This is a genomic window from Xanthomonas codiaei (genome assembly GCF_002939785.1).
In the GTDB taxonomy this organism is placed as follows: Bacteria; Pseudomonadota; Gammaproteobacteria; order Xanthomonadales; family Xanthomonadaceae; genus Xanthomonas; species Xanthomonas codiaei.
The window spans coordinates 1-20,820 of sequence record NZ_MDEC01000047.1 but is presented as its reverse complement, the minus strand read 5'-3'; the positions used below and the strand labels follow the sequence as shown (position 1 = coordinate 20,820).

Annotated in this window: 19 protein-coding genes and 1 tRNA gene; 12 read left to right on the top strand and 8 right to left on the bottom strand. The window is 64.4% G+C overall.

The features are described 5' to 3' along the window. Window positions 1–213: 213 nt before the first annotated feature. Both XcodCFBP4690_RS21180 and XcodCFBP4690_RS21175 read left to right on the top strand, forming a co-directional pair. Window positions 214–765, top strand: a complete 552-nt coding sequence (locus XcodCFBP4690_RS21180; RefSeq protein ID WP_057681749.1) for a 3'-5' exoribonuclease — start codon at window positions 214–216, stop codon at window positions 763–765. Window positions 766–857: 92 nt separating this feature from the next. Further along, a tRNA-Ile gene (locus tag XcodCFBP4690_RS21175) sits at window positions 858–960 on the top strand. A 3-nt stretch (window positions 961–963) separates the two neighbouring features. On the opposite strand, the gene XcodCFBP4690_RS21170 is transcribed toward XcodCFBP4690_RS21175, so the two are convergent. Both XcodCFBP4690_RS21170 and XcodCFBP4690_RS21165 read right to left on the bottom strand, forming a co-directional pair. Beyond that, window positions 964–1,590, bottom strand: a complete 627-nt coding sequence (locus XcodCFBP4690_RS21170; RefSeq protein WP_081029745.1) for an SEC-C domain-containing protein — start codon at window positions 1,588–1,590, stop codon at window positions 964–966. A gap of 45 nt (window positions 1,591–1,635) precedes the next feature. Continuing rightward, window positions 1,636–2,688, bottom strand: a complete 1,053-nt coding sequence (locus XcodCFBP4690_RS21165; RefSeq protein WP_057681750.1) for a DNA-binding protein — start codon at window positions 2,686–2,688, stop codon at window positions 1,636–1,638. Between the two features lie 273 nt (window positions 2,689–2,961). Between XcodCFBP4690_RS21165 and XcodCFBP4690_RS21160 the strand changes: the two genes are divergently transcribed. The 7 genes from XcodCFBP4690_RS21160 to XcodCFBP4690_RS21130 all read left to right on the top strand — a co-directional run bounded on the left by XcodCFBP4690_RS21160 (window position 2,962) and on the right by XcodCFBP4690_RS21130 (window position 9,072). Then, complete coding sequence (locus tag XcodCFBP4690_RS21160; RefSeq protein ID WP_057681751.1) at window positions 2,962–4,542, top strand: ATP-dependent nuclease; 1,581 nt, start codon at window positions 2,962–2,964, stop codon at window positions 4,540–4,542. Beyond that, the gene (locus tag XcodCFBP4690_RS21155; RefSeq protein WP_057681752.1) at window positions 4,520–5,617 is read left to right on the top strand and encodes a UvrD-helicase domain-containing protein; all 1,098 of its coding nucleotides are present in this window, start codon (window positions 4,520–4,522) and stop codon (window positions 5,615–5,617) included. Before XcodCFBP4690_RS21160 ends, XcodCFBP4690_RS21155 begins: the two co-directional genes overlap by 23 nt. 112 nt (window positions 5,618–5,729) lie before the next feature. Then, window positions 5,730–6,077: an ArsR/SmtB family transcription factor gene (locus tag XcodCFBP4690_RS21150; protein WP_104544174.1), complete on the top strand. Its 348-nt coding sequence runs from the start codon at window positions 5,730–5,732 to the stop codon at window positions 6,075–6,077. Beyond that, complete coding sequence (locus XcodCFBP4690_RS21145) at window positions 6,074–6,604, top strand: arsenate reductase ArsC (RefSeq protein WP_057681754.1); 531 nt, start codon at window positions 6,074–6,076, stop codon at window positions 6,602–6,604. The genes XcodCFBP4690_RS21150 and XcodCFBP4690_RS21145 overlap by 4 nt, the downstream gene beginning before the upstream one ends. A 9-nt stretch (window positions 6,605–6,613) precedes the next feature. Next, window positions 6,614–7,027, top strand: coding sequence for an arsenate reductase (glutaredoxin) (gene arsC / locus XcodCFBP4690_RS21140; protein ID WP_081029746.1), 414 nt, complete (start codon window positions 6,614–6,616; stop codon window positions 7,025–7,027). Then, entirely contained in the window at window positions 7,024–7,749 is a 726-nt protein-coding gene (gene arsH, locus XcodCFBP4690_RS21135) for an arsenical resistance protein ArsH (RefSeq protein ID WP_057681756.1), read from the top strand. The genes arsC and arsH overlap by 4 nt, the downstream gene beginning before the upstream one ends. An 18-nt stretch (window positions 7,750–7,767) precedes the next feature. Continuing rightward, window positions 7,768–9,072 carry an arsenic transporter gene (locus XcodCFBP4690_RS21130; RefSeq protein WP_057681757.1) on the top strand — a complete coding sequence of 435 codons (1,305 nt, stop codon included), beginning with the start codon at window positions 7,768–7,770 and terminating at the stop codon, window positions 9,070–9,072. 28 nt (window positions 9,073–9,100) lie between these two features. Here XcodCFBP4690_RS21130 and XcodCFBP4690_RS21125 read toward each other — a convergent pair whose 3' ends face one another. The 6 genes from XcodCFBP4690_RS21125 to XcodCFBP4690_RS21100 are packed head-to-tail and all read right to left on the bottom strand — an operon-like array spanning window position 9,101 to window position 15,833. Beyond that, window positions 9,101–9,379, bottom strand: a complete 279-nt coding sequence (locus XcodCFBP4690_RS21125; RefSeq protein WP_005996620.1) for a hypothetical protein — start codon at window positions 9,377–9,379, stop codon at window positions 9,101–9,103. Further along, a complete protein-coding gene (locus XcodCFBP4690_RS21120; RefSeq protein WP_101364859.1) occupies window positions 9,376–12,573 on the bottom strand; it encodes an efflux RND transporter permease subunit in 3,198 nt (1,065 codons plus the stop codon). The genes XcodCFBP4690_RS21125 and XcodCFBP4690_RS21120 overlap by 4 nt, the downstream gene beginning before the upstream one ends. 8 nt (window positions 12,574–12,581) lie before the next feature. Further along, window positions 12,582–13,529 (bottom strand): efflux RND transporter periplasmic adaptor subunit, encoded by a 948-nt coding sequence (locus tag XcodCFBP4690_RS21115; protein WP_081029748.1) that lies wholly within the window; start codon window positions 13,527–13,529, stop codon window positions 12,582–12,584. Further along, a complete protein-coding gene (locus tag XcodCFBP4690_RS21110; protein WP_101364858.1) occupies window positions 13,526–14,806 on the bottom strand; it encodes a TolC family protein in 1,281 nt (426 codons plus the stop codon). The genes XcodCFBP4690_RS21115 and XcodCFBP4690_RS21110 overlap by 4 nt, the downstream gene beginning before the upstream one ends. Before the next feature lie 56 nt (window positions 14,807–14,862). After that, window positions 14,863–15,219 (bottom strand): hypothetical protein, encoded by a 357-nt coding sequence (locus XcodCFBP4690_RS21105; RefSeq protein ID WP_057681760.1) that lies wholly within the window; start codon window positions 15,217–15,219, stop codon window positions 14,863–14,865. After that, window positions 15,216–15,833 (bottom strand): cation efflux transmembrane domain-containing protein, encoded by a 618-nt coding sequence (locus tag XcodCFBP4690_RS21100; RefSeq protein WP_057681761.1) that lies wholly within the window; start codon window positions 15,831–15,833, stop codon window positions 15,216–15,218. The genes XcodCFBP4690_RS21105 and XcodCFBP4690_RS21100 overlap by 4 nt, the downstream gene beginning before the upstream one ends. Window positions 15,834–15,938: 105 nt before the next feature. On the opposite strand from XcodCFBP4690_RS21100, the gene XcodCFBP4690_RS21095 reads away from it, so the two are divergent. The 3 genes from XcodCFBP4690_RS21095 to XcodCFBP4690_RS21085 are packed head-to-tail and all read left to right on the top strand — an operon-like array spanning window position 15,939 to window position 20,637. Then, window positions 15,939–16,352, top strand: a complete 414-nt coding sequence (locus XcodCFBP4690_RS21095) for a MerR family transcriptional regulator (RefSeq protein WP_014159616.1) — start codon at window positions 15,939–15,941, stop codon at window positions 16,350–16,352. Continuing rightward, entirely contained in the window at window positions 16,349–17,620 is a 1,272-nt protein-coding gene (locus tag XcodCFBP4690_RS21090; RefSeq protein WP_081029750.1) for a site-specific integrase, read from the top strand. Before XcodCFBP4690_RS21095 ends, XcodCFBP4690_RS21090 begins: the two co-directional genes overlap by 4 nt. A 23-nt stretch (window positions 17,621–17,643) precedes the next feature. Then, complete coding sequence (locus tag XcodCFBP4690_RS21085; RefSeq protein WP_057681762.1) at window positions 17,644–20,637, top strand: Tn3 family transposase; 2,994 nt, start codon at window positions 17,644–17,646, stop codon at window positions 20,635–20,637. The last annotated feature ends 183 nt before the right edge of the window (window positions 20,638–20,820 follow it).

Here is a 20,820-nt window from a genome sequence, read left to right as displayed (position 1 = left end):
CCGACGGTCGGGTGATCAAGTGTCTGGTGATCGTGGATGATGCAACCCACGAAGCGGTCGCCATCGAGGTGGAGCGCGCGATAGCGAGGGTTGGCAGGGAATCGTTACGAACACGGCCAGATCTTCGCTAACCGATTGATGGATCGCTGAATTCTACCCTCGGCCGCACGTCCAGGCTCGGCCCTCCCCGGGAAGCTGTGGCACCATTCAATCATGGCCACCACGTACTACTTCTTGGACACCGAGTGGGCCGATGTAACGGGCAGCGAGCTGGTGAGTCTGGCGCTGGTGAACGAAGGTGGAGACCGCCTTTTCTACGCTGAGCGAGCCAGCCTGCCCGAGGCTCCCACCGACTTCGTTCGTCAAAGCGTCTACCCGCTGCTAGACCGCGGCGACGCAGCCCTGCCGGATGCCGCCCTGACGACCGAGCTGCGCGCCTTCCTCAGCGAGGCCGACGCGCCGGCGGTGATGGCGGATTTCCCGAACGACCTTCAGCTGCTGCGGTATGCCTTGGATGGGTTTGAGCTCCCTGATGCCCAGGTTGCTGCGTGCGGCCCCCGGCCGGCCCCGGTCATGACGCGCATGTCCAAGGAAGGCCTTCCGGGATTGCTGGTGGAAGATTGGTTCGCGGCCCATCCGGAACATAGGGCCAGGCGCCACCATGCCTTGGTGGACGCGCAGGCCTTGCGGATGGCTTGGCTGGTGGCCACCGACCGCATCCCTGCTCCGGCGTGGGCCCACTCCTATCGCCGCGCCCGGGGATAGCGGCATGGCGTCCATCCCCGGTATGCTTGCCCCATGAACCGCCTGTGCCAGCTCGACCCTCGAATACCGGCGTGATCGCATCGATCGATCACGCCCCTGTTGCTCATGTTGGTCAGAGCGCCGGCCTTATACCCCGGTGAGAGCACGCGCCAGATAAGCGCGTACACGTCGGTTCGATTCCGACCAGGGGCACCACCGTCAACGACGGAAGAATGCTTCTACTTGCGCGCCATGACAGCGCTTGTACTTGCTGCCGCTGCCGCACAGGCACGGTGCATGCTCGCGCAATCCCGCACCGAGTGACTGGCCCAGAAAGTCTCTGGCCTGCAGAAGAGGCTGGATTTCATTGGCGGGCACGCTGACCTCGCCATACTGGGATGATCGCTCGCCGCGGTTCATCACCTGGACAATCGCTTCGGACATCTGGATGAAGTGCTTGATCAGCAGGTCATCGCGTAATGGCATGCGGACGTTGTCGATGGCCAGGCCCTCGTAGCGTCTTCGCGGATCCGGCACAAAGAGAATGCGTGTCTCACCTTCAGGCTTTGGCGTGATGTCGACCATTTCCCCTGCGGGACTGACCCACACGGCATGGAATTCTGCCTCAACCAGCACGTGCGGCCATTCCCACAGCTGCCACCCGCACAGCATCTGACCACCGTCGCGCGCGACCTTGGCCTGCACGTTGGGAAAGCACTCGTGCACGATCGCGTCGGCTTCCGGCTGTACATCAAGATAGACCGGCTCTGCGCCGCGCACGACGGATTCGGTCAGGCGCCGCACGGCACGGGTGATTTCCGGGGGTGTGGTGGTTATTCCGCTCATGCCAAAGCTCCTTGTGATCGTTGCGCCGGGTGTTCTCTTCGCAGGCTATGGCGCCGGCGTCTCTTCCGATGAGATCCGCTTGGCGCCTTTGCCGCCGGCACTGGCCGGCTGTAGCTGGGCCAACAGCGGCTCCAAGGTGCTCAGGCGCACGGTTGCGCGCAGCGTTTCCGCCTCGGCCTGCTCGCGTCGTTCGCGCTCCTGGGCCAGCTCGGTTCTGGCTTGTGCGAGGTCTTGCCGAGCGGTGTCCAAACTCTGAGCGTCTTGGCCCCAGCGCACCTGCACCGCCTGGTGTTCGGCCGCCGTCAGGCGCAGCGTATCGAGCTCGCCCTGTTGCGTCTGGATGGTCTGACGCAGCTGCGCCACCTCCTTTTCCAGTCGAGTATGACGCTCCAGCCACTGGCCGTTTTCCCGGTTGAGCTGCACAAGATCATGGTTCTTGGCGGTCAATGCCTCGTTGGCCTGGCGCAGGCCGACCTGTAGTTCCTGCACTTGGTGCTCGTGCCGGCGTTGCTCCTGCTCGCGCTGGTCTTTGACCGATGTGCGGTAGTGCTCAAGGGCTTCCCTGGCATGCTCATGCTTCTGCTCCAGGGAGCGCGCGTGGCTTTCGTGCTCTGCCAGCCGCGCCGTGAGGCCGGCAATGCGCTCCTCCAGCTGGGCCAGTTCGGTGGTGCGGCTGGCCACTTCGCCCCTGGCCACTTCACTCGCCTGGCGTTCTGTCTGTAGCAGCGTCTCGGTGCGCTGAAGCTGCGCGCTGAGATTGCCGGTGTCCTGCCGGGCCTGCTCCAAGGCTTGGGTGCGCTCGTGCAGCTCGGCCTGGAACCGCTCTTGCGCTTGAGCGACCACGGTTTCGGCCTCGGCGTGCAGCCGCTCGGCCAGACGAGCCACCAGGTCCTGCAGGGCGTCGCTGACGGCAATCTTGGCGCCTACGCCTTGCCCGTCCTCCTCTTCCAGCTCCTTCAGGTAGCGGTGGATGGTGGTTTTGGACCCCGTGTTGCCCAGCGCCACGCGGACGGCGTCTACCGAGGGGTTCTTGCCTTCGGCCCGGAGGCTGTCCCGGGCACGTTGCACATCGCTTTTGTACAAGCCAGACCGAGCCATGCGTCCTCTCCGGTTATTTCGTAATGTATTACATACCATGTAATTACGTACTACTCAACGCCAAAGAAGGCCGAGCCAGCGACCCAAACATCAAGCGGGATAATATTGAATTATCCCGCGTAAGGCCGATTCTTGCCCTTCCTAGCGCCCCAAATAGTACGAAACCGCCCAAGGCCGGCGATCGCTGGGTAGTATGGCCCAGAGCGGAAAGGAGGCCAGCCAGGGTGCGGCCAGGCTCCGCCACCGAGCCCGTTGGTCATCAAAGGACTGTGCATGCCGATCGAACGTATCGTCATCGACAACTTCAAGTCGTTTCGGCATCTGGACCTGCCGCTCAACGCCCACATGAACTTGGTGGTGGGCGACAACGAGGTGGGCAAGTCCACCCTGCTGGAGGCCATCCACGCGGTGGTCACCGGGCAGTTGCATGGGCGCAACCTTGCCTACGAGCTAACGCCTCACCTGTTTCACCAGCCCACGGTGCGAGAGTACTTGGCGACGCTTGCTGCAGGGACGCCGGCATCGCCGCCGCGGATCTCCATCGAAGCCTATATGGGCGGCGACGCCGCGCTGGCCTCGTTGCGCGGCACCAACAACTCGCTGCGCCAAGACACCGCCGGCATCCGGTTGCTGGTTGAGCTCAACGACGACTACCGCGATGAGTTCAGCGCCTACCTGCAGCAGCACCAGGGCGCGGTCAGCCTGCCGGTGGAGTACTACACGGTGCGCTGGTACTCCTTCGCCAACAATGGCGTCACCGCCCGCAGTATTCCGTTCGACTCGACCATCATCGACACGCACGGCATCAAGACCTTGTCCGGTGCCGATCGCTATATCGCCGGCATCATCGAGCAGGCATTGACGCCTGCCCAACGCGTCTCGCTGTCGCTGAGCTTCCGCCGCATGCGGCAGAGTTTTTCCGAAGAAGCGGATGTTGCGGCCATCAATGCCTACCTGACCGAGCACACCGGGGACATCAGCCACCGAGCACTGACGGTGGGTGTGGACACATCGCCGCGTTCGACGTGGGAAACCAGCTTGTCACCGTACTTGGATGAGCTACCTTTCACCCAGGCCGGCAAGGGTGAACAGAGCGCCGTGAAGATGAAGCTGGCGATGCACGCGGCGGGCGCGGCCCACGTGCTGCTGATCGAGGAGCCGGAGAATCATCTGTCCTTCTCCAGCATGACCCAGCTGATCGACAAGATTGCAGCCCTCTCCACCGCCCAACAGGTGATCATCGCCACCCACAGTAGCTTCGTGTTGAACAAGCTGGGCGTGGACAACGTGATCCTGTTCAGTGCGCAGGGCCAGATGAAGCTGGACCAGCTGCCGAGCGACACCCACGACTATTTCATGAAGCTGCCTGGTCACGACACGCTGCGGCTGATCCTGGCCAAACAGGCGATCCTTGTGGAAGGACCGTCCGATGAGCTGATCGTGCAGCGTGCTTACAGCGACCACCACGGCGTGGCGCCGATGGCCCATGGCGTGGACATCATCTCGGTCAAATCGCTGGCATTCAAACGCTTCTTGCAGATCGCGGATCGGCTGAAGATTCAGGCCAAGGTGATCACCGACAACGATGGCGACATCGCCGTTGTGCAGGAACGCTATGCAGAGCACCTCACCGCGATCTACTACGACTCCGACGAAAGTGCCCCATCGCTGGAAGAGCAACTGATCAAAGCCAATTCGCTGGCTGAGCTCAACACCGTGCTGGGAAAGACCTTCGCCGATGAGGTGGCGCTGCTCAAGTACATGAAAGGCCATAAGACCGATACGGCCCTGGCGATCTTCAACAGCCCTCACTCGATCAGGTTCCCGGACTATGTCCAGCGTGCCATCGCCTAACCGGGTACTGCTCTCAGCGGCAGGCTCGGGCAAAACCACGCTACTGGTCCGGCAGGCCTTGGAGCGACCTGGGCGCCGCATCGCGATTGTCACCTACACGTTGGAAAATCTAGAAGAGATCCGGCGCTCGTTTGAGGTCCACGCCGGCGCGGTCCCCGCGCATGTCACGTTGCATAGCTGGTATGGCTTCCTGCTCCGAGAGTGCATCCGTCCGTACCAGGCGGCACTTTGCGCCGAGCCTCGGGTCGAGACCATCCTGTTCGTGGAAGGTCTCACCAACAACCGGGCCCCGCGCACCCAGGTCGCGCGACACTATTTGGCCGGTAACCGGATGTACTCCGACCGGGCGGCCGACTTTGCTGTGCGCTGCGATGAGCTGACCCAAGGTCAAGTGATGGCGCGCTTGGCGGCCATGTACGACGAGCTTTACATCGACGAGGTCCAGGACCTCGCCGGCTACGATCTGGATCTGGTCGAGCTGCTGCTGAAGAGCGCTATCGCCATTACGTTGGTAGGTGATACGCGCCAAGCTACGTATGCCACGAACTATGCGCAAAGGCACAGTCAATATCGCGGGCCGAACCTGGCGGCGTTGTTCCAGATCTGGGAGTCGGACGGCTTATGCCAGCTCGACCACCGTCTCATCAGTCTGCGCTGCGTCCAAGCCCTGTGCGATATGGCCGACACGCTCTATCCGCAGATGCCCCGCACCGAATCAGGCAATGGCGAGGTCACGGGGCACGACGGCATCTACCTCGTCGCTCCCGGGGACGTTGCTGCGTACATGCAGGAGTTTGCCCCCACCGTGCTTCGGCATGACCGGCGGCAAGCCTGCGACGGACTTCCTGCGGTGAACTTCGGGCAGTGCAAGGGCCGCACCTATCCCCGGGTCCTAATCTTCCCCAACGGGCCGTTGACGCAGTACCTGCGCACCGCAGATGCGGCGCGTATCACTGCGCCACCGAAATACTACGTGGCCTTTACCCGGGCACGGCAAAGCGTGGCATTTGTGTACGCCGGCGTGTGTACGCTGCCGGGGCATCAGCTCTATGTCCCTGCCAGCGCAAGCACATAGAGAAGCGTTGGAATTCTTGGCATTGGCGGTTCCCGGGCCCAGAAATAATTGGCTTGATAGGCGGCAACACCCACATGATTGCATCCTACAAGGATCGTTGTAGAATCGGCGAATGAACGATGCCTCTGCCGTCTCAGCGCTGTCTGCTCTTGCTCACTCCGACCGTCTGGCCGCATTCAGGATGCTGGTGCACGCTGGTCCCAACGGAATGCCCTCGGGTGAAATTGCCGAAGCGCTCGCGATTCCGCCACCGCGTATGAGCTTTCACCTTGCGACCCTGGAGCGGGCGAGCCTTCTGCGCTCTTGGCGCGACGGGCGGCGTGTCCTGTACGCCGCCAGCTACGAGGACATGCGTCAGCTTCTTGAATTTCTCACCGAGGACTGCTGTTCCGGAAATCCGGACATCTGCGGCCCCCTCAATAACCTCGTCATTCCTTGTACCGTGGAGACCTGCGCATGAGCTTTCCTCAGCCCTTTAACGTCCTGTTCCTATGCACCGGTAATTCAGCCCGCTCGATCCTGGCCGAGAGCGTCCTTCGCAAGATCGGCGATGGCCGTTTCAATGCGTTCTCCGCGGGCAGCCACCCCAAGGGGGAGGTCCACCCTCTGGCAATCGAGACGCTGCGTCAGGCCGACTACCCAGTCGAGGGCCTGCGCTCCAAGGCATGGGACGAGTTCGGAGTGCCGGATGCCCCGCGCATGGATTTCGTGTTCACCGTCTGCGACCAAGCCGCCGGCGAGGCCTGCCCGTTCTGGCCAGGACAGCCGGTTACCGGGCACTGGGGCATCGAGGACCCTAGCCACGAAACGCGCGGGGACATGTGGCAGCGCGCTGCCTTCCGGCAGGCGCTGGCGTACATGGAGAACCGCATCAAGGCGTTCGTCGCGCTACCGATCCACACGCTGTCGCGGGCGACCTTGACGGCGCAGGTAGGCGACATCGGGCAGTTCGAGGGCGCCACGTCGCCCCGACCCGACGTGGCTTGAGGGATCATCATGACGCTGACGATCTACCACAACCCGGCCTGCGGCACGTCTCGGAATACCCTGGAAATGATGCGCCAGTCAGGTGAAGACCCGGTGGTCATCGAGTACCTGCAGGCGCCGCCCACGCGCGAGAAGCTGGTCGAGCTGCTCGCCGCGATGGGCATGTCCCCTCGTGAGCTCCTGCGCCAGAAGGGAACACCGTACGCGGAGCTGGGCTTGGATAATCTCGCGCTCACCAACGAACAACTGGTGGACGCGATGATGGCGCACCCGATCCTGATCAACCGTCCCATCGTTGTTTCCGACCGGGGCGTGGCGCTGTGCCGACCGTCCGAAAAGGTGCTCGCGCTGCTGGACAACCCGGTGTCCTCCTTCACCAAGGAAGACGGCGAAATCGTGACCGCAGCCGGGGCGTCGACGTGATTGATCGCATTGCCGTAGATCTGCCGAGCATCGACGCAGCACAACTTGCACCGATCGACGTTGACGCACTAGCTGGGCCCGGCGACCCAAGGCACCCACCGCGGATCCTCATCCTCTATGGCTCGCTGCGGGAACGCTCTTATTCCCGGCTGCTGGCAGAGGAAGCCGGCCGACTCTTGCGCTGGTACGGCTGTGACGTGCGAATCTTCGATCCGCATGATTTGCCACTGCCTGACGGAGCCACCCCGGATCATCCGAAGGTGAGTGAGCTTCGCGAACTTGCGTACTGGTCCGAAGGCATGGTCTGGGTCAGCCCCGAACGCCACGGTGCCATGACCGGGATCATGAAGGCGCAGATCGACTGGATTCCTCTGGCCGACGGGGCCAAGCGCCCGACACAAGGCAAAACCTTGGCGGTGATGCAGGTGTCTGGTGGCTCGCAGAGCTTCAACGCAGTAAACCAGCTGCGCGTACTCGGCCGTTGGATGCGCATGGTCACCATCCCGAACCAGTCCTCGGTGGCCAAGGCATTCCAGGAATTTGATGAGGCCGGGCGCATGAAGCCGTCTGCGTACTATCAGCGCGTTGCTGACGTATGCGAGGAGTTGGTGAAGTTCACCTGGCTGGTGCGTGGTCGCTCAGCGTACCTGACCGATCGCTATTCCGAACGTGTTGAGAGCGCCGAAGAACTGTCCAAGCGCGTGAATCAGCGCTCCATCTAACCCCTGTCGGAGCGCTGCATGCTTGCCCTCGCGATTTTCATCGTCACTCTTATATTCGTCATCTGGCAGCCGCGCGGGTTCGGTATCGGTTGGTCGGCACTGGCCGGCGCCGCTGTAGCATTGGCCACCGGCGTCGTCGGGTGGGGTGACGTCGCCACGGTGTGGGGGATTGTCTGGGATGCGACGTTCACCTTCGTCGCACTCATCATCATCTCGCTCATCCTCGACGCGGCCGGCTTCTTCGCATGGGCGGCGTTGCACGTGGCCCGCTGGGGCGGCGGCAGTGGTCGGAAACTCTTTCCGCTGATTGTCTTGCTGGGCGCTGCGATCGCGGCAGTGTTCGCCAACGATGGCGCGGCTCTCCTGCTGACGCCGATTGTCCTTGCCATTCTGTTGCGCTTGAACTTCCCGCCTGCGAGTGCGCTGGCGTTCACTGTGGCATGCGGTTTCATCGCTGATACGGCCAGCCTGCCGCTCGTTGTCTCGAACTTGGTCAACATCGTCACCGCGAACTTCTTTGACGTCTCGTTCGGGCGCTACGCAGCGGTCATGGTGCCGGTGAATTTGGTGTCGGTCGGCGCCACGCTGATCGTTCTGTGGCTCTGGTTCCGCCGCGACATTCCTCGCACCTACCCGGTCCACGATCTTGAAGCGCCGCATCAAGCGATCCGCGACAAGGCTGTCTTCCGCGCCGGTTTGCCCCTGCTCGCATTGCTGCTCGTTGCCTACTTCGTAACCGGGCCGCTAGGCGTCCCGATCGCCTTGGTGACGGGTGTGGCTGCGCTGGTGCTGATGGCAATTGCAGGTCGCTGGGCGACAGGCGGCCGAGGCGCAACCATGGCCCTGACCAAGATTCTGCGCGGTGCGCCCTGGCAGATCGTGCTGTTCTCGGTTGGCATGTATCTGGTGGTTTATGGGCTTGGCAACGCCTGGCTGACAAAGGCGGCAAGTGCGGTGCTTGAGTGGCTGGCGGCGCAGGGAACCTTTGTGGCCACGATCGGTACCGGCTTCGCAGTGGCGGGCCTCGCTTCGATCATGAACAACATGCCGGCGACGCTGGTGGGCGCGCTCGCCATCGATGGGGCCTATCTTCCGGCCGCCACCCGCGAATTGATGATCTATGCCAACGTCGTGGGCAACGACCTTGGCCCCAAGCTCACTCCGATTGGGTCGCTCGCGACCCTGCTGTGGCTGCACGTCCTCGCCGGCAAGGGCCAACGGATCACGTGGGGACAGTACATGAAGGTAGGGCTAATCCTCACGCCCCCGGTCCTGTTGGCCACGCTCGTCGCTCTCTGGATTTGGCTGCCGCTCGCTCAATGACCCTGTCGGCGCACAGGGCCGCAGGCCATCACATCTTCTTCAAGGGTGCCGCGGTGGGGGGCGGCGGCACCGGACCCGGATCGTTGAAGCACAGCATGACCTGATCGATGCCGAATTGGTCGGCCAGCACGCGGGCGGTCACCGCGTGCACCAAGTCCAAGTCAACTGAGGGGGCAGCGACGGTGATGGTGGCCGCGATCGCACGGCCATCTTCTTTGCCGGGGACCAGGCGTAGGTCGTCTACCGCCTTCACACCCGGGTCGGTAAACATCGCCGCGCGGACCTGTTCCAGGTTGATCTCGTTCATGATTTCGAGGACTCCAAGGCAGTGCGATCGCCGCGGGGAGCTCGGTCGCGATGCAGCCAACGATAGAGCACCGGCAGCACCAACAAGGTCAATGCGGTGGATGACACAATCCCCCCGATGACGACAGTGGCCAGCGGGCGCTGCACCTCCGAGCCGGCGCCGACATTCAAGGCCATGGGCAGGAACCCGAGCGAGGCCACCAGGGCGGTCATCAGCACCGGCCGCAGGCGTCCAAGGGCGCCGTCCCGGACAGCGTCGTCCAGAAGATCGCCCTGTTCGCGCAGACGGCGGATGAAGGCGATCATGACCAGGCCGTTGAGTACGGCCACGCCCGACAGTGCGATGAAGCCCACGCCGGCCGAGATCGACAGGGGAATCCCGCGCAGAGCCAGTGCCAGCACACCGCCGGTCAGCGCCAGTGGCACACCACTGAACACGATGGTCGCATCCTTGGCCGAACCAAAGGCCATGAACAGCAGGGCGAAGATCAACGCCAGTGTCACCGGAACGACCACCCCCAGGCGTTGGGTGGCCGAGATCAGCTGCTCGAATGTGCCGCCGTAGTCGATCCAGTAGCCCTCAGGAAGCGTGACATCCTGGCCGATGCGCGTGCGCAGCTCGCCGACGAACCCACCCAGATCGCGCTCGCGTACGTTGGCGGTGATCACCACGCGCCGCTTACCGTTTTCGCGATTGATCTGATTGGGCCCGCGTTCCACCTGGATCTTCGCCACTTCCCGCAGCGGCACCGTACGAGGGCCACCATTGGCGCCGGTGGCCAGGCGGCTGGACTCGTCCACGCTGGCGCTTTCCGGCAGTGGAATGGGCAGATCTGCCAGTACAGCCGGGTCTTGGCGCTGCGATTCGGGCAGGCGCACGACCAAGTCGAAGCGGCGGTCGCCCTCGATCAGCTGGCCGGCGACACTGCCCCCAATGGCGGTGGCCACCGTTTCCTGCACGTCGCCCGGATTCAGGCCATACCGTGCCAATGCCGCCGGATCTGGCGTGATGGTGAGCAATGGCAGGCCGGAGACCTGCTCGGCCTTGACGTCCTCGGCGCCGGGGACGCTGCGCATGACCCGCTCGACCCGGCTGGCCAGACGGGTCAGCTGGTCGAGGTTGTCACCGTAAACCTTGACCGCCACGTCCGAGCGGACGCCGGAGATTAGCTCGTTGGTGCGCATCTGGATGGGCTGGGTGAACTCGTAATTGCTGCCCGGAATTTCCTTGGCAGCCGCCTCCAGCTCTTCCACCAACTCGGCCTTGGGCTTGCGCGGGTCGGGCCACTGGTCGCGGGGCTTGAGCATCAGGAAGGTGTCGGCCATCGACGGCGGCATCGGGTCGGTGGCCACCTCGGCGGTGCCGATTTTGGAGAAGATGTTGGCCACTTCCGGGAACTGGGCCAAGCGCTTCTCCAGCGTTTCCTGCATGGCCACCGACTGCTCCAAGCTGGTGCCGGGAATACGCATGGGCTGCAAGGTGATGTCGCCCTCATCCAGGCTCGGCACGAACTCCGAGCCCAAGCGGGTGGCCAGCACGCCACAGCCCACCACCAGCACGGCCGCGCCTGCCAGCACCACGACACGGCGCCGCAGCGCCCAATCCAACAGCGGGGTGTAGCGGGCGCGCGACCAGCGCATCAGGCGGTTGTCGTGCTCAGCCACGCGGCCGCGCAGGAAGGTGGCGATCGCTGCCGGCACGAAGGTCAGCGACAACACCATGGCACCGGTCAGGGCCAGCACCACCGTGATCGCCATCGGGTGGAACATTTTTCCTTCCACCCCGGACAGCGCGAAAATCGGCAGGTAGACCGCCGCGATGATGCCCAGGCCAAACAGGCTGGGACGGATCACCTCGGCGGTGGCCGAGGCGGTCAGGTCATAGCGCTCTTCATCGTTGAGCTGGCGGCCCAGCGCGTGCTGCGCCTCCCCGAACCGGCGCAGACAGTTCTCGATGATGATCACCGCCCCGTCCACGATCAGGCCGAAGTCCAGCGCACCCAGACTCATCAGGTTGCCCGATACGCCGCCACGCACCATACCGATGATGGTGAACAGCATCGCCAACGGGATCACCGCCGCGGTGATCAACGAGGCGCGCACATTGCCCAACAGCAGGAACAGCACCACCACCACCAGCAGCGCGCCCTCGATCAGGTTCTTGGATACCGTGCCGATGGTGCGGTCCACCAGCGCGGTGCGGTCATAGACGGCCTTGGCATGCACGCCCGGGGGCAAGCTGGCGTTGGCGGCGTCCAGCTTGGCCGCGGCCGCCTGGGAGACTTCCCGGCTGTTGGCGCCGAACAACATGAAGGCGGTACCGACCACGACCTCGTGGCCATTCTGGGTGGCCGCGCCCGTGCGCAGCTCCTTGCCTTCGCCCACGCTAGCGACGTCGCGCACCCGAATCGGCACGCCATCGCGCCGGTCCAGCACGATGTTGCCGATCGCCTCCAGATTGGCCAGCTGGCCGGGCACGCGCACCAGGAACTGCTGGCCGTTGCGTTCGATGTAGCCGGCGCCGATGTTCTGGTTATTGCGCATGACCGCGGCGACCACGTCGTTCAACGTGAATCCCAGCGCCACCAGCTGGGCCGGGTCGGGGGTGATGTGGATCTGCCGCTCAAAGCCGCCGATGGTGTTGACCTCGGTGACGCCAGCGGTAGTGCGCAGCTGCGGCCGGATCACCCAGTCCTGCAGGGTGCGCAGGTCCGTGGCCGTGTACGGCGTGCCGTCGGGCTTGCGAGCGTTGGGCTCGGCCTCCACGGTATACATGAAGATCTCGCCCAGGCCGGTGGAGATGGGCCCCATTTCCGGGTCCAACCCTTCGGGAAGCTGGGAGGCGATCTGCTGCAGGCGCTCGGCGACCTGCTGGCGGGCAAAGTACAGGTCGGTGCCGTCCTTGAAGACGACGGTGACCTGCGAAAGCCCGTAGCGTGACAGCGAGCGGCTGTAGTCCAGCTTGGGCAGGCCGGCCATGGCCGTTTCGATGGCGAAGGTCACCCGTTGCTCGGCCTCCAGCGGCGAGTAGCCAGGGGCCTGGGTGTTGATCTGGACCTGGACATTGGTGATGTCCGGCGTGGCGTCGATGGAGAGGTGACGGTAGCTCCACACGCCCAGCGCAACCAGCGCAGCGGTGAGCACCAGCGTCAACCAGCGGTGGCGGATGGACAGCCCAATGAGGCGTTCGAGCATGGCGGGCCTCATTCCTCTTCCACGGTGGACTTTTCGATGTCGGCCTTGATCAGGAAGCTCTGAGCCACCACCACCTGTTCACCGGCCTTGAGCCCTTCCAGCACTTCGGCGCGTTCGGCGTCGCGGCGCCCCAGCTTCACCGGCCGGGTGTGGTAGGTCTCGCCCTGCTGCACGTAGACCACGTCCTGGTCCTCTGCGGTCTGCAGCGCAGTGATCGGCACCACCAGCGCCGCCGATTGGCGATCCACCGTGACCCGCGCCTTGACCGCCGAACCCGGCCGCCACAGGCCATCGGTGTTGGCCACGGTGGCGCGCGCAATGGTGCTTTGGCTGGCGGTGGCGGTGCCGGGCAGGACGCGCTCCAGCGTGGTTTGCGCCGTGACGTCATCGCTCAAGCGGGTGACCGTCACCGGTACGCCGGCACCGATGTGCTGGGCGTCGGCGCCGAAGATGTGCAGGTCCACCCACAGCGAGGACAGGTCGGCGACCTCGAACAGCGGCGCGCCCTCAGCGGCTGCCATGCCCACAGCGGCCGTACGCGCCATGACCACGCCACTGATCGGCGCGGTGACGGTGTAGGTAGTCAGGCTCAGGTTGCTCTCCACGGTGGCCAGTGCCTGGCCGGCACGCACCTGATCACCCACGCCCGCTCGCACAGAACGGACCGGTCCGGGGAAGCGTGCAGTGACCTGCGCGATGCGCCCATCGATCGGGGTCAGCAGCCCTTGCACCTCATGCTCGTCAGCAATCTCACCTGGACCCGCCGGCGCGACCTGGATACCCGCCGCCTGCGCAGCTTTGGCGGCAATCTTGGTTTCCAGCGGCGCTTCCTCGTGCTCGCCGTGCTCTTCGCCCTCAGCGGCGGCGCCGCCCTCGGAGGCTTCGTTGGGGGTCGACGCGTTGCAGGCGGCCAGCATCAGGGCCATGCCCAGTGCGGTCCAGGAAAAGCGATTCATGGGGTCTCTCCGGTGGAAGCGGCCGCCGGCGGCGTGACAAGCGCCTGGCCGGTCAGTCGTTGAATTTCGATCAGGGCGCGCTGCGCATCGAGCGCCACGTCCAGCTGCTGCTGGGCCATGGCCGTGCGTTCGGACTGCAGCTGTGCCCATTCCAGATAGCTGATCGCGCCGGCGCGATAGGCGCGCTCGGCAGCCTGCTCGGCCCGGGCCAGCTTCGGCAGTACGTCTCCTTGCAGCCGCGCCACTTCGGCCTGCGCCACGGTGTAACGGCCATGGGCCTCGACCAGCGTGGAGTACAGCGACAGGCCCTTGGCCTCGCGCTCGATCGTCAGGACCTCCAGCTCGGCTTCGCCGGCGCGAATCTCCGGCTGTGCGCGGCTGCGGCTGCCCAGCGGCATGGACAGGCTGGCCACCAGCGCGGTGTCGTCGGACTCCTGCAGGCGGCGCACACCGAGCTGCCAGGACAGGTCCGACGAGGCCGCCGAACGCGCCAGCTGCAGTCGTGCCTGCGCGATCCGACGGGCGTCGGCAAACTGCGCCAGTTCCGGAGTCCGCTCCAGCTCCTCGGCCAACGTCTGCATGGACGCGATCGCCGGCAAGACCCTGGGATCGGCCGCGGCCACCTCGAAGCTGGGAGCACGTTCGCCCCACAGTGCGGCCAGATGCTGACGAGCGGCGATTCGCTGCTGATCGGCCCGATCACGGGTCAGCTCGGCCCGCGCCAGCGCTGCCTGCGCGGTGAGTACCACCGATTCGGGCGAAGCACCGGCCTGCAGGCGCTGCCGGGCGGCCGCCACGGTCCGCTGGCGCTGGCCGACATCCACGTCCGCCAGCCGGCGTTGACGGTCGGCGCCAACGACGGCCAGATAGCGCTGCGCCGTCTCGGCGAGCAGGTCCAGCCGGCCGGTCTCCCGGTGCACGGCCAGCGCATCAATCCGGCTTTGGGCCAGGGTTCGGCGCGCATCGAGCTTGCCGCCGCGCTCCAGGACCGAGCTCAGGCTCAAGGTCAGCTCGGCGCTGTCCAGACCACGGGCCACGCCCGTGCCCAATGCATTTTCGACCTCGGCACCGACCGTCCACGGTGGGCGCTGCATGGCCTGATCGCGCTCGGCAGCGAGCACGGTGGCCCGCGCATCGACCAGGCGCAGCTCGGGGTGGGTTTGGGCCACACGCGCGAACGCGTCGTCCAAAGTCATCAATTCGGCCGCCGCCGCCGGCGTCGTCACCGCGCCGCCCAACAGCAGCCATGCGGCTATAGCCGCCAATCGCACATGCATGGAAGTACTCCGAAGGTTCTCGATATCGACAGGGCGCCGGCGCATGCCAGCCGACCTCACCCTGCGATCGGCGGTCGGAACGGCGCGATCAGGTGCGCGGGCGGATACCGGGGCGTATCGGCGTCCAGCGCGTGCAAATACCGGCCGATGTCCGCCACGGCCAGCAGGATCTCAGGGGCCGGCGCGGCTTGGCTGCAACACAGCACCAGCTGCTGAAGCCGATGCAGGGCGACGTCTACGCCACGCTCGGCAGCTGGTGGCGCCACTGCCGGGCCACGGTCGGCAGCGGCCAGATGGGTCTGGGCATGCAGCTCGCCGACCAGTGCCAGCACCGGCTGCGCCACCAGGCCCACGGCCAAGTGCGCCAGCAGGAGCCAGCGCAGGCCAGAACCCAGCCGGCCAAGCCTGGTCATGCAGCCGTCTTGCGCGCGTCGGCACGTGCCCGGCGGGCATCACCCAAGATCTCGAAGGCTTCCTTGATCACATACAGGCCGATCAGGGCGCCGATCACGAAATCTGGGTACGGGCTGGCCAGCCACCACACCAGGAGGCCCGCCAGGATTACGCCAACATTGGCGACCACATCAGCCCGGGTGAACAGCCAGGTCGCCCGCAGATGCACCTCGCCGGACTTCAGCGGCGCCAGCATGCGCAGTACCGTCACGTTTACCACCAGCGACAGCAGGGCGGTGCCAATCATCCAGCCGCTGACCGGCTCGGCACCGAACATTACGCGGCGGCCGACCTCGACCAACACGCCCACACCCAGCACAAGCAGCACGCTGCCGCTGACCCACGCGGCATTGGCCTTGAAGCGCGCCGTGCGCCCGATAGCGACCAAGCCAATGGCATAGGCGGTGGCATCGGACAGCATGTCCAGAGCGTCGGCCAGTAGGCCAGTGGAATGAGCAACCCAGCCGGCGATGCCGCCGATCACGGCCATCGCCGCGTTCAACGCCAGGGCGATCCAGAGGACGCGCCGCTCCTGCGCGTTCTTAGCCTCGTGGTGGCAGCCGCAATCACTCATCGGAACATCTCCATTCGCAGGGAAGCCGGGCCCGGGCGGGCCGCTGGCATGACACAGCCGGTGAGGGTAAAGTCCGTAGCTACTACGGAGTCAAGCGTACTACGAATGAAAATCAGTGAGGCTGCCGACGCCAGCGGGTGCCATCTGGAGACCATCCGCTATTACGAGCGGATCGGCCTATTGCCGCGCCCTGGGCGCTCAGGCAATGGGTACCGGGTCTATGGCCCGGCCGACATCGAGCGGCTGCGCTTCATTGCGCGTGGCCGGGATCTGGGTTTCAGTCTGGAAGAGGTCCGCAGCCTGCTGCAGCTGGCCGGCGATGAGGAGCTTTCGTGCGGGGACGTGGATCGGCTGGCCCGCAGCCATCTGACCGACGTGCGGGCGCGCATGGCTGACCTTCAGCGCATGGCCAGCGAGCTGGAACGGGTGATTGCCAGTTGCCACGGCGGTCAGCGGGCAGAATGCACCATCCTGTCAACGCTGCGACAGCCGGCCTCGGTGGAGGCCACGCGCCAGTGACCGAACTGGACCGCTACCTCGATGCGGCCACGCGCCAGAACACGGTGCGCAGCTATGCGTCGGCGCTGCGGCACTTTGAGGTTGAGTGGCAAGGCCACCTCCCAGCCACACCTGACAGCGTGGCGCGGTACCTGGCCGCCTATGCGCAGACCTTGGCCACCAGCACCCTTCGCCACCGGCTGGCCGCCATTGCCTCCTGGCACCGCGACCACGGCTTTGTCGACCCGACCCGGTCGCCGCTGGTGCGCAAGGTGCTCAAAGGCATCAAAACCCTGCACCCGGGCCAGGTCAAGCAAGCCGCGCCGCTCCAGATTCGGCGGCTGGTCGAACTCGATGACTGGTTGGCTGCAGCGATCGCTGCGGCACAGGCGCGGGGCGACGGAGCGGCGGCGCTGCGCCACCAACGGGACCGAGCGTTGGTGCTGCTCGGATTCTGGCGTGGCTTCCGCGGCGATGAACTGCTGCGTCTGGACGTGGCCCATCTCACGCTGGTGCCGGGACAGGGGATGACCTGCTTCCTTCCGCGCAGCAAGGGCGATCGGCAGGCGGCCGGCGTCACCTACAAGGTGCCGGCGTTGTCGCGATTGTGTCCGGTGGAGGCGACCCAGGTGTGGCTGCAGGCGGCCGGCCTGCAAGAAGGGCCGGTATTTCGGGCGGTCAGCCAATGGGGCCAGGTGAGCGCCGAAGGCCTGCATCCCAACAGCTTGGTGCGCCTGCTGCGTGAGTTGCTGGCCAGTGCTGGTTTTGCCGATGCTGGGCTCCACAGCAGCCATTCGCTGCGCCGCGGCTTTGCCAGCTGGGCCAACGACCAAGGCTGGGACATGAAGGCGCTGATGGAGTACGTGGGCTGGCGCGATGTGCAGTCGGCCATGCGTTATCTGGACGGGCGTGACCCGTTCGCCCGGGATCGCATTGAAGCGAGCCTGCCCAGCCCAACCTCGCCAGCTCCGACGATGGCGCTGCCGGCGCCCGAGGGAAAATCTGCCCTGCAGCTGCGCCTGCGCATGGTGCTGACCCCGTTTGCCCGCGCCGGCCGCGGCGCGGCCAAGGCCCGGGGGCGAATCGAAGAGATCTGCTTGGCCCCGTTCCAGGCTGTGCGGCTGAACACCGCCAGCAGCGAGTACCGGTTGACAGCTCCCACCGATCCCGACCGGGATCTGGATGAAATCCTGGCCACGTTGCTCGATGACATGCACCGCATGGCCGATACGCACCAGTGTTTCCTGGAAGCGTCTCTCAATACAGACGATGGCCGGCACTGGGATTGATCCCCTCATAACCTTCGGATCCAATGGCTACCCTTCACGAGACCGCCTACCCGCGACTGAAGCCTGATCCCACCGCCAAGGAACTGGAGGAGATCTACACTCCGACCGCCGCTGAGATTGCATTCGCCAAGCAGCTGACCACCCAGCCGGGACCGCAGCTGGCGGTACTGATTCATCTCAAGCTCTTCCAGCGCCTGGGTTACTTCACGGTGTTGGCCGAAGTGCCCGAGCGGATCCGGAAGCACATCGCCAAGGCCGCCCGACTCGGGCGCGTATTGGACACCGACCAGCTCGAACGCTACGACGCCTCCGGCAGCCAGCGCCGGCATATGCCGCAGCTTCGGAAGTTCATTGGGGTACGTCCCTTGGACAAATCAGGCTTGGCCTGGCTGGACACGGTGGCCACCGGAGCAGCCCAGACCAAGCACACCATCCCGGACATCGTGAACGTCCTGCTCGAAGAGCTGGTGCACCACCGCTACGAACTGCCAGGCTTCCGCACCCTGGAGCTGGCCGCCATTGGCGCGCGTGAGAGGGTCAATCTGGGGTACTACCGCAGCATCAGTCACGCGCTGACGCCCGCAACGCGCACGCTCATTGACGAATTGCTGCGCGCACCGGAAGGCTCCAGATTTACTGGCTGGCACTCACTCAAGCGCGAGCCTGGCCGGCCGACCAACAAGGAAGTTCGTTTTTATCTGCAGCACATCCGCATGCTGCAGCAGCTGGCCGACCAGCTGCCTCCCATCGATGTGCCGGTGCCCAAGCTCAAGCAATTCCGTGCAATGGCTCGGGCCTATGACGCCAGCGAGCTGGCCGAATTGGCTCCGGACAAGCGCTATGCGCTGGCCACCATCTTCATTCGCGCCCAGCATGCCAAGACGCTGGATGATGCAGCCGAGTTGTTCATCAAGCAGGTGCGCGGGCTGGAGAACACGGCCCAGCAGAAGCTGCTGGCCTACCAGCTCGAACATGCCAAGCGGGCCGACTTCCTCATCGGCCAGCTCAAGGAAATCCTGCAGGCCTATCAGCTCGACGGCAGCGATAGTCAGCGCGTGGATGCCATCGACAACAGCCTGGAAGCGGAAGTATCGACCTTGCTGGCCGAATGCGAAGAACATATGGCCTATGCAGGGAAAAACTACCTGCCTTTCATGCTGCAGCCCTACGGCGCGGTCAGGCCGCTGCTGTTCAATGGGCTGGAGCTGATGAATCTACGGGCAACCAGCCACGACGCCGGCATGGAGCCGTTGATCGCGGCCGTGCTGTCACTGCGCAACCAACGGCGTGAGTTGATCGAGGTTGCTTCCCTCGGCCTGGACCCGGAGAAGGATTTTGACTGGATGTCCAAGCTCTGGCGTCAGCACGTGTTTGGCAAGCGGGCCAGCGCGGCAGGCGCCGGCTGGATGCACCGTAAGTACTTCGAGCTGGCCGTGCTGGTGCAGGTCAAAGACGAGCTGAAGTCCGGAGATCTCTTCATTCCCAGCAGCGAACGGTTTGATGACTACCGCGAGCAGCTGGTCGATGAAGCCACCTTGGCCCAGGAGCTGGAAGCCTATGGTCAGGTGTCAGGCCTGCCCACCGACGCCGAGTCGTTCGTGGCAGGGTTACGCGCACAATTGACCTCCCTGGCCGACGAGGTCGACGCGCGTTTCCCGGAGAACGTGCATGCGGACATCCTGGAGGGGCGCCTGGTGCTGCGGAAGGGGCAACGCGCCGAAGTCTCCAGCGCGATTACCACCGTGGATCGCCTCATCGCCGAACGGCTCCCGGAATCCAGCATCGTCGATGTCCTGATCGACGCCAGCCGATGGCTGGATCTGCACCGATTCTTCCGTCCGATCGCCGGCACCGAGAGCCAGGTTGAAGATCTCCCTCGACGGGTGATCACCACGCTGTTTTGCTATGGCTGCAACCTGGGGCCGACGCAGACGGCGCGGTCGATCAAGGGCTTCAGCCGGCGCCAGGTTGCTTGGCTGAACCTGAAATACGTGACCGAGGATGTGCTTGAGAAGGCCATCGTGGAGGTCATCAATACCTACAACAAATTCGACCTGCCGGGCTATTGGGGCAGCGGGAAGAGCGCCTCCGCAGATGGCACCAAATGGAGCGTCTACGAGGACAACCTGTTGTCGGAGTACCACATCCGCTACGGCGGCTACGGCGGCATTGGCTACTACCACGTGTCCGACAAATACGTGGCACTGTTCAGCCACTTCATTCCCTGTGGCGTGCACGAGGGCATCTACATCCTCGACGGCCTGCTGGCCAACACTTCCGACATCCAGCCTGAGATCGTCCATGGCGACACGCAGGCCCAAAGCTACCCGGTCTTCGGTTTGGCCCACATGCTGGGCATCCAGCTGATGCCCAGGATACGAAACATCAAGGATCTGACATTCTTCCGGCCCGAACCTGGCAGAACCTATAAGAACATCCAGGCATTGTTCGGAGACAGCATCGACTGGCAACTGATCGCGACCCATCTCCACGACATGCTGCGGGTCGTGATCTCAATCCGTTTGGGGAAGATCACCGCGTCCTCGATCCTGCGCCGGCTGGGCACCTACAGCCGGAAGAACAAGCTGTACTTCGCCTTCCGGGAACTTGGCAAGGCCGTCCGAACGCTGTTCTTGCTGCGCTACATCGATGACAACGAGATTCGGAAAACGATCCATGCTGCGACCAACAAGAGCGAGGAGTACAACGGCTTCGTAAAATGGGTGTTCTTTGGCAGCCAGGGGATCATTGCTGAGAACGTCCAACACGAGCAGCGCAAGATCATCAAGTACAGCCAGCTGGTCGCCAACATGATCATCCTCCACAACGTAGAAGGCATGAGCCGGACCTTGGCTGAGATGCGGAAGGAGGGGATTGAACTGACGCCCGAGATCCTGGCCGGCCTGTCGCCTTATCGGACCAGCCACATCAATCGCTTCGGCGATTACCACTTGGATCTTGAAAGGGAAGTAGCGCCGCTGAGCTATACCGCCAAAGTCCTTGAGCACGCCCCATAGATGGGGAGATCCGCTACCGGGACAAGGTGATTATCATTGCGTTTCAATCGCTTAGGTGGCTTTTGGCCCTGTACGTAACGATTCCCTGCCGACCCTCATAGCGGGCCATGGCGTGACGCGTGTGCTGGATCGGCTCGCCATCCGCCGCGGCTTGCCGCAGGTGATCCGCACGGACAACGGCAA